At 44.6% G+C, this 5,303-nt stretch carries 4 protein-coding genes; 3 read left to right on the forward strand and 1 reads right to left on the reverse strand.

Annotated elements, in window-relative coordinates; translation table 11 throughout:
* Together WMO25_RS14360 and WMO25_RS14365 are read left to right on the forward strand one after the other, a co-directional pair.
* Positions 1 to 1,265: TRCF domain-containing protein (locus WMO25_RS14360; protein WP_349085869.1), on the forward strand; the 1,265-nt coding region annotated here is incomplete at its 5' end.
* An 81-nt stretch (positions 1,266 to 1,346) separates the two neighbouring features.
* Positions 1,347 to 3,557, forward strand: a complete 2,211-nt coding sequence (locus tag WMO25_RS14365) for an ATP-binding protein (protein WP_349085870.1) — start codon at positions 1,347 to 1,349, stop codon at positions 3,555 to 3,557.
* A gap of 243 nt (positions 3,558 to 3,800) precedes the next feature.
* Here WMO25_RS14365 and WMO25_RS14370 read toward each other — a convergent pair whose 3' ends face one another.
* Positions 3,801 to 4,067 carry a hypothetical protein gene (locus WMO25_RS14370; RefSeq protein WP_349085871.1) on the reverse strand — a complete coding sequence of 89 codons (267 nt, stop codon included), beginning with the start codon at positions 4,065 to 4,067 and terminating at the stop codon, positions 3,801 to 3,803.
* A gap of 162 nt (positions 4,068 to 4,229) precedes the next feature.
* Between WMO25_RS14370 and WMO25_RS14375 the strand changes: the two genes are divergently transcribed.
* Positions 4,230 to 5,303 (forward strand): tetratricopeptide repeat protein (locus tag WMO25_RS14375; RefSeq protein ID WP_435384317.1); only part of this gene is annotated, 1,074 nt, incomplete at its 3' end.

Raw genomic sequence — 5,303 nt, forward strand, 5'->3', positions numbered from 1 at the left:
AAGAGCAGCGATTTGGTGTTACCCACAAGGAGAAGATCAAGAAAATCAAAGAGAATGTGGATGTATTGACATTGACGGCCACTCCGATTCCGCGAACGATGCATATGAGCCTGATCGGTATTCGGGATATGAGTCTGCTGGAGGAAGCACCGGTGGATCGTCAGCCGATTCAGACTTATGTGATGGAATATAATGATGAATTGATCCGGGAGGCTATCATGAGAGAACTGGCCAGAGGCGGTCAGGTGTACTATGTGTATAACAGAGTCAATGGTATTGATGAAATCGCTGCGGGATTGTCAGAACTTGTGCCGGATGCTTCAGTGGCCTATGCCCATGGACAAATGAGTGAGCGTGAGCTGGAGAAAATTATGTATCAGTTTATTAACGGGGAAATCGATGTGCTTGTCTCAACCACGATTATTGAGACAGGGCTTGATATTTCCAATGTCAATACAATGATCATTCACGATGCGGATAAACTTGGACTTTCACAGCTTTATCAGCTGAGAGGGCGTGTCGGACGATCCAACAGGACATCCTATGCTTTCCTCATGTACAAACGTGACAAAATGCTGAAGGAAGTGGCAGAGAAGCGTTTATCGGCAATCAGAGAATTTACGGAATTGGGTTCGGGATACCGGATCGCAATGAGGGATCTGGAGATCAGAGGTGCAGGTAATCTGCTTGGTGAACGGCAGAGTGGACATATGGAGGCTGTAGGATATGATCTGTACTGCAAGATGCTTAACCAGGCTGTGATGGAGGCGAAGGGCGAAAAGATTCAGGAAGACTTCGAGACATCTGTTGATATTGATATTGATGCTTTTATCCCATCTGCCTACATTAAAAATGAATTTCAGAAGCTGGATATGTATAAGCGAATTGCGTCGATACAGAATGCGGATGAATATGGTGAGATGTTGGATGAGCTGATCGATCGTTTCGGGGAATTGCCGAAACCGGCGGCCAATCTGCTTCTTGTGGCGTTGATCCGTGCAGAGGCCCATGCAGCCGGTGTTGTTCAGTTGGTGCATAAGGAAAAAGAGACCAGGATCTATATGCATGAGCGTGCAGACGTGGACGTTGCGGCTATTCCGGATTTTCTGGCTGAGTACGGCAGAAGGATCCAGTTTAAGGCAACAGCAAAGAATCCGTATTTCCTTGTAAATATGAATGGCTTCAAAGGTCAGGGGCTGCTTTTGGAAGAAAAATCATTGGTAGAGAATATGCTGAGAATTCTCTGCCATAAAGAGCTTAATTAGAAAAGCTATTGATTCAGAGCCATGAATGGTGTAAAATAAATCATTATGGAATACCAAGTTTTAGATAAGGAGAAGGACAGAATGGCTAGAAAGAAAAAGAATGATTTCTGGGATGATGTAGAAGATTTGAATACTGTTTCAGATAATGATCAGACCGGAGATGATGATACAGCAGAGGTTGCTGTGGATGAAGAATGGTCAGCTGTAAAGAGCCTTCCGCTGAAGGTGATCATGCGTTTTCTGCTGATGGTATCGTGTCTGGTGGCACTTGTGTCAGCCTATATCGCTTATGAATATGTGAATGATCGTTATGCCGGCGGCAGCTACAGCACAGATTTCTTTGACAGTGCAAGTTTTGCAGATGAATATAACAAGAGTATGGATCAGCTTTTGCAACTGGTACAGGCAATGGAGGCAGATCCTTCTGTGACCCAGGCAGGCAATGAAGAACTGCTGACAACGCTTGTTGAGAATTATATGGGCAAGGATACGAACTTCTCATTTATGATTCTGGACAGTGACAAGTATCGTATTGCTGCCAGCGGTGACGATGCGAAGGATCGTATTGAAGGAAGCAATCACTATGTGGCTATTTCCAATGCGGATGGCCAGACCAGCATTCAGAGCCCGATTGCAGGCAAGCTTCTGAACAAGGATGCATGGACCAAGGTCCTTTCGGAGACCAGCAATAAGTATATTATATATTCAGCTGTCGATAATACCCTGGCACAGCCGGATTCATTTTACAAGGCAGAGCTGTCATTCGAGAAAATGGGTGAATATTTTGGTGCTGCAAGATTTGTTGGCATCATAGCAGCCGTCATTTTTGTCATTTGTCTCATTTTCTGTATTATGTCAACAGGTATGAAGCGTGGCTACGACGGTGTTTGTCTGACATGGTGGGACAGAGTCTTTACAGAGATTGCACTGGTGGTGATGATTGCAGTGGCAATTGCCCTGGGCATTGGTGTTCGCAAGCTGATGAAGATGGATGGGGATCTGTATCATTATGGTGCAGCAGCACTGGCAATTGTGACTTATGGATGGGTGATCCGTTCCTATTTCAGTATTGTCAGACGTATCAAAGCCGGACGTCTTCTCAGATGTTCCATTATCGGAACGATTGTGGGCGGTATCAGCCGCGGTATTGGCAAGCTGCCGTCTCCATTGAATGTGATTGTTGGTGTAGTGATCCTGGTTGTTATTAACGGTGGATTGATTTATGGTGTTATCTTCATGCGTCAGTATACAGTTAAGGGTATTCCGGTTATGTTTATTGCAGCGCCTGTTATCTTTATCATAGAATTGCTTGCATTGCTTGTACATAGTGGCGGCAGTGATGATGAAGATGACGAAGTCGAGGAAGAGACAGAACAGGAACCGGTTGATGAAGAAGATGATGTCCGAATTGCAGCAGCACCTGGAAGAAAGAATACACAGGTTCAGGAGACTGAGCGTGTGCAGAATACACCGGCGAATGATGAACCGATGGATTGGGAAGCAATGGATCTTGGCAAGGCGATTGCGGAAGCAGAGCGCAGTCAGACCCAGAAGAGACAGAATACATCTGCAGATATTCTCAGTGAGCGGACGGTACTGAATGTGCAGGATGACATGACCGAAGGAATGACTGGCTATGTGGCATCTAATGTTGTGGATGTAACAGACGGAAAGACAGAAGTTCTTTCTGTTGAGGATGTAGAGAAAGCTATCAGAGAATCAGGACTGACACCTGAGATTCAGCCGCGTCCACAGGCACAGCCGGTTCAGACAGCACAGACGGTAAGACCTGCTGAAGAAACAGTTGTGAATATGGCACCTGTGAAACCGGTGAAAGAACAGCCGACAGCAAAACAGCCAATTATGGAAGCAGCAGATGACGGCAGAGTGAATTTTGTACAGCTCAACAAGGATGTCCGTAAGGAATTCAGAGCAGCACTCAAGGCCAGAGGTGTCGGCGTCACAGTGCGTGCGCCGGAGAAACCGGTGATTATTGATATCGACAGAAACAGTCTGAAGATGATTATTACAGATATCTTTACGCAGATTGAGCGTTTCTCAGCAGACAATGAGCGTGCATACGTGGAAGTTTATCGTCAGGACGGCAAGGTGGTTTACATTGTGAAGATTACCGTTGCTCCGGATAAGACGGAAGAAGCGGTCAAGGCCGCTACCGGTGACAACAGTTTTGACAATGCAAGAAAGATTGTTGAAGCGAATGCAGGACGTTTTGTTGTGGCGTTTGATAATGGCATGATGAAAGCCGGCATGATGATTGATGCTGCGGAATAATTCGTCATAAACATATAGAATTTGTAACTGTTCAGAGCCAAGCAAAATTTCAAAAACAGGTATAAAATGCTTGCATTTTTAAGGCTGTTTTTGAAATTTTATTTGGCGGATACGCCACACCGATGAAATGCGTAGCATTTTGGAGGTTGGCTCTGAACAGTTACTAGAATTTTAATAATGGGATTTGAAAAGAGTGATAATATAGGCTTCTTTCAAATCCCATTTTGCTTATGTGTGGTATTTTTAATCCTCTTCAATGACCTGTATTTCCAGGTAATCAAAGTCAATACTGTCAATGAAATTATCCTGTGTGAATCTGGTTTTGCTGTGACGTTTGAAGTCACGAATATTTATATCAAGCCAGATGGGTTCGGAAAGGTCAAAGGTCTGGCAAATTTCTGTAACAGCCCGAAATATTTTGGTTGTTCGGGATTCTTCGGAATCGTTGCAGACGACCAGATCATTGGTCATACGATTGTGAAGAAATGTTTTTCCCCATAAACGGAACATAAATACGCACCTCCTGTATGAACATCATAACGATAACCTGTGTGGATGTCAATTGAAAACTGTAATTTCACACCGCCAGTTTTTGGATTGCTGTGGATTTTCGCGGCTGTTTATGGTATGATTATCATCGGGAAATTTCGACATTTCACAAAGGAGTACGAAATGGAAAGATATATATATATAAATTACGCATATGAAGATTATGAATATGTGCAGAAAATTATTGAAGATATTGAGAAGACAGGTGTGAAAGTTTATCACGGCAACGGAAGCGAGGAAAGGGTGGCAGGCAGTTTGTGTGTCCTTCATTTCTGGACACCGGCGGCACACACTTCCAAGAGTTATCGGAAAATTATGAATTACACGCTGAAGCATGAACTGGATACGATGCTTTTCCATCTGGATGGGGCACAGATGGCCTCAGAGGTGGATGTTCAGCTGGATGTGCTGCATGCATTGTTTAAGTACAAGTACCAGATGCTGAGCCTGAAAGCAGCAGATGCTGAAACAGAGGCGGCGGTAATTAAGAATGAATCAAAGAATACAGAAACTATAACAACAGCAGCAAAGGGAGAAAATACAGCGGTTGTTGAAATAAAAACTGTTGAATCCAAGCCGGAAGTTGTAGAGGCCAAATCTGTAGATGAACTGAAAAAAGCAATGGCTTCTTCAGAACCGAAAGTTATTAAATTCAATGCAGATTCGGCGACAGAATCAAAGGCTGCAGAAAAAGAACCGGAAATAGTAAACGAAAAGATTGCCGAAGAACAGCCAGATCAGTCTCAGCAGAGTGAACCGGCTAAAGCAGTCGAAGAATTGACCACAAGAGATGCTTTATTTGCTGAGGGTATGCGGATCCTTGAGAATGGCACCACAAGAGAAGACGGCGTTAAAGCATTTAAGTGCCTGAGACAGGCGGCCAGCCAGGGGCATACGGAAGCCCAGTATCAATTGAGTGTCTGCTATGACAGGGGCATTGGTGTCAGAAGAAATATCACAGAGGCGGCCAAGTGGTGTCAGATGGCAGCATTCGGCGGTCATGCCAAGGCACAGAGTGAGATTGGTTACTGTTATGAATACGGACAGGGGGTTGTCCGTAATATCAAAGAGGCTGTCAGCTGGTATGAGATGGCTTCTGCCCAGGGGAATATTGAGGCCAAGAACAACCTGGCATTCTGCTATCAGAAGGGCAGAGGCGTACATAAGGATGTCAAAGAGGCCATTCGACTCTATGGA

It is taken from the genome of Coprococcus intestinihominis, assembly GCF_040096555.1.
Classification (GTDB): domain Bacteria; phylum Bacillota; class Clostridia; order Lachnospirales; family Lachnospiraceae; genus Coprococcus_A; species Coprococcus_A intestinihominis.